Here is a 3,447-nt window from a genome sequence, read left to right as displayed (position 1 = left end):
TCCCTTGTCGGAATATGAGATTTTAAAGGATGGAAAGATATTATGGTATTTCTTTTTCACATTATCTTCAACACTTGGCAGATCGTCATACATGGAAGATAACACCTCATACCGGAGTCCGGTATTCAGCGACAATTTGGTATTCGTCCAATTATATCCGGTAAATACGGCCCACTTTGTCTCCTTGCTTTTATAATTCAAATATCCAACAAGAGCGGGTTCAGTCGTCATTAAATGGCTCTTTGAAATTCGATTTTCATTCTCCTCATCCTTTTGCGTATGGATCTCGTTCATCCTGTCCAGGCTGATACTTACATCCGGCCATTGATAAATGAAATTCATCATTTGTTCAACAGGACTGTTTAATTGCCCTATTATAAATTGTACGGCGAGCATCATGCCTAATGTAAGATCGCTGGGTTAATGTATAAAGGGGAAAAGCATCGTACAAAGTTTTATTGGAATTGTTGCAAAGTATATCGAACTTCAAAATCGAGAGTTAGGTAATCCTCTAATGAGGTATCTATGATATTTAAAGAACAAATCTCATTAATGTTTCCCCATCCTTTCTCAATTTGTTTTTGGCTACAAGGGCCCATACATTGAGGTAGCATTACGCAATTTATACATCTTTCATTTTCAAAAGTTGGTTTCGATAGACGCTTGATTAAATCTATCTCATTCCACTTAATGGTACCATCAGGAAGCAGTTTGCCTTCAGCTGTATTAGGAGTTAAATTTCTTCCATTACACTTATATACCAATCCATTATAATTGATAACTGCATAATTATATTCTTCTGCAGGACAAGAAACTGACCTTAGTCCAAAAATGCCATGTCCAACTTTGAATCCAGCATTGGAGAACTTTAAAATTGTTTGCTTAAGTTGCTGCCTTTGCTCTTCATTCACAGAATTTTTAGTTTGCCATACACGTTCTAAATGTATTGAGACCTTACTTCTATCTAAATTTGATAGCGCATCAATAATTTCGTCTGTGTATTTTAAAGTTTGATTATCATAGTTAATGCGAACTGTAATAATTCGAGGAACATAAGAATACTTCGAAGAGATATTGTCTGAAATAAGCTGTAGAGCCGAAATAATTTTGTCAAATGTTGGATAGTTATTAGACTTACCTATCCTCACTTTGTCGTGTTTCTGTCTATTACCATCAAGTGTTATCTGAAAAATAGGATTAAAAGGTTTTAATTTCATCACTACTTCCTCTGTAATCAATGATCCATTTGTAACAAAAAATGGATAAAAAGATATGCCTGATATTTTACATAGCTCATTTACTTGTTTAAGTAGTGGATAAACTGTGGTATCAAAAAAAAGTAGTGGCTCACCTCCAAAAAATGTTAGGTGCAGGGAATCAATTTCTTTACTTTCTATCTTGTTCACTATATGTTTTATCGTTGCATTTATCACTTCTTCCGATATACAAGTGTTTTGAACATGATTTTCATAGCAATACCAGCATTTTAGGTTGCAATCTTGAGTAGGATATATCATTAAAAAATAATTCCTACTAGCAAATGTTTGTTTTCTATTTGCAAGTCTTATTGTTCCCAACTCGTCTCTCTCATCGTCTATTATAAACCCTGATTGTTTAAAACTTTCAAAGGCAGAGGGGAATTTTGAACTTAAAGTTTCGATATCCTCCTTTTCAAATGTATTATATACTTCGTGAGAGACTAGTACATAATTGTCTGTAAATGTGTTATAGCTCAAAACACAATTACTTTTAGGAAAAAACACATTATAATTACTTTTTTTCATATTGCTTTGATTTAATTGGTTCTTGATTTTTCTTGTTCATTACTATATTGAATACTTTGAAATTTTTTGGAATTTCCTTTACTAAATGAATAGGATATTGTAAAGGCAAAAAAAGGCATTTTACGGTAATAAGTTTCTTTTCGTACAAGGGCTGTAGGTGTGTGATTTTCTGAACCCATTTTTTGTTTATAGAGTGTTCTATATGATTCCATTTTTACACTTAACCTTTCATTATAAAATGATTTGTGTAACGAAATATTCAGTAAATGATATGGAAAGCTTTCTGAATAAGCATTTTTTGTACGTGAAAGATAGCGATAGAGAATTTCTCCACGAATATTCCCAGGTAAGTAGAATGTATGTTGCGTAAATAAGTCATAACTAAATACTGAAAATTTTGGCACTAAATAGGTAGAGTAATTATTGTAATTTATATTCATCTGATTAAGGGTGCTCCACCAAGATGTAAACTGGATAGGTATATATGTATTTAAGTTGATATTGTTAGTTTTAACACCATCAACATAGGAAGAGACAATTATGGATTTGTTATTGATAACTTCGTTTTTATTGAATGCACTTAAAGCATTGTTACTCCATCTGTATGATAACGTCAGATAGTACTTTCCACCATAATTATAGTTTATTCCAACATTATTCATAATGTTAGGCTTCAACAATGGATTACCTTCCAATATATTGTATTTTGAAGTATAATAGCGTTTGGGAAGTAATTGTAAATAGTTAATCCTTTGTATTCTCTGAGTATACGATATTCCAAGCCTATTCTTATCATTGAGGGTATAGTTGAAATAAAGAGATGGGAATATATTTAGCTTCTCCTCTGAAGCCCTTACATTAATAATATTTCCAAGTGAATACTCTCCTCTCAAACCACCAATAAAACTCCATCGAGATCTATTCAAATTATATTGAATAAAAGTAGATACTAGTTTTTCATTATATTCGTAACGATATTCTATTGAATCGTTTATCACCCATTCGTCTATGAGTTTATCATAATTTTCCAGGCTGTTTTTGATGGTAGAGTTGCTATATTTTATTCCAGTAATTAGAGTATTTTCAGGGTTGAAAGAATGATGATATTTTATTTCTGTAGAGAATATCTGGAAAGGGCTTTCCTGATCATTAAAAATATCCTCTGTTAAAATGTGATTATCCTCTAAATCATAATTCAGGTAATTATAGTAGCTTCTTGAATTGTACTTATATTGATTTACAACATCAGAAAGCAGAGTTATCTTTTTATTTCCCAAAGTATCCAAGAGCAAATTGTAATTGAGAGTAAAAGAATAGTTATTCATATTTTGTAAATCATTCTGATTTATATCGGTTCTCCAGATCGAGGTTGTATTGTTCCCCGTTATATTTGTCTTACCAGCGATGTATTCATCTTTACCCCAATGTAGATAGTTGAAATTAAACGCTAAATTATTGTATTTATTAATATTATAATATAGATCGACATTTGCTGAATAATTTTTATCAAAAATTGTATCTTGGCGAAAACGGAGCATGCCCACCCACTCAGGACGGTTCTATCCACCCTTTTTTGATGCGAGAAGCGGCTTAAAATCGGCTTAAAAAACGGAGTATTGCCGTTCAATATCGCCGAAAACGCCGAAAAACACCCCAAAAAACG

2 protein-coding genes and 1 pseudogene are annotated in these 3,447 nt (G+C 32.1%); all 3 read right to left on the bottom strand.

The window, feature by feature from the left end; translation table 11 throughout:
• A pseudogene (locus D7D25_RS17395) lies at window positions 1-414 on the bottom strand (TonB-dependent receptor domain-containing protein); the annotation flags it as partial.
• A 41-nt stretch (window positions 415-455) separates the two neighbouring features.
• Window positions 456-1,784, bottom strand: coding sequence for a radical SAM/SPASM domain-containing protein (locus tag D7D25_RS17390; RefSeq protein WP_122970182.1), 1,329 nt, complete (start codon window positions 1,782-1,784; stop codon window positions 456-458).
• Between the two features lie 11 nt (window positions 1,785-1,795).
• Window positions 1,796-3,109, bottom strand: coding sequence for an outer membrane beta-barrel family protein (locus tag D7D25_RS17385; protein WP_158602667.1), 1,314 nt, complete (start codon window positions 3,107-3,109; stop codon window positions 1,796-1,798).
• Window positions 3,110-3,447 lie beyond the last annotated feature (338 nt).

Origin of the sequence: Proteiniphilum sp. X52 (assembly GCF_003712195.1) — a bacterium.
GTDB lineage: Bacteria > Bacteroidota > Bacteroidia > Bacteroidales > Dysgonomonadaceae > Proteiniphilum.
This window is presented reverse-complemented; position numbering and strand designations above follow the sequence as displayed.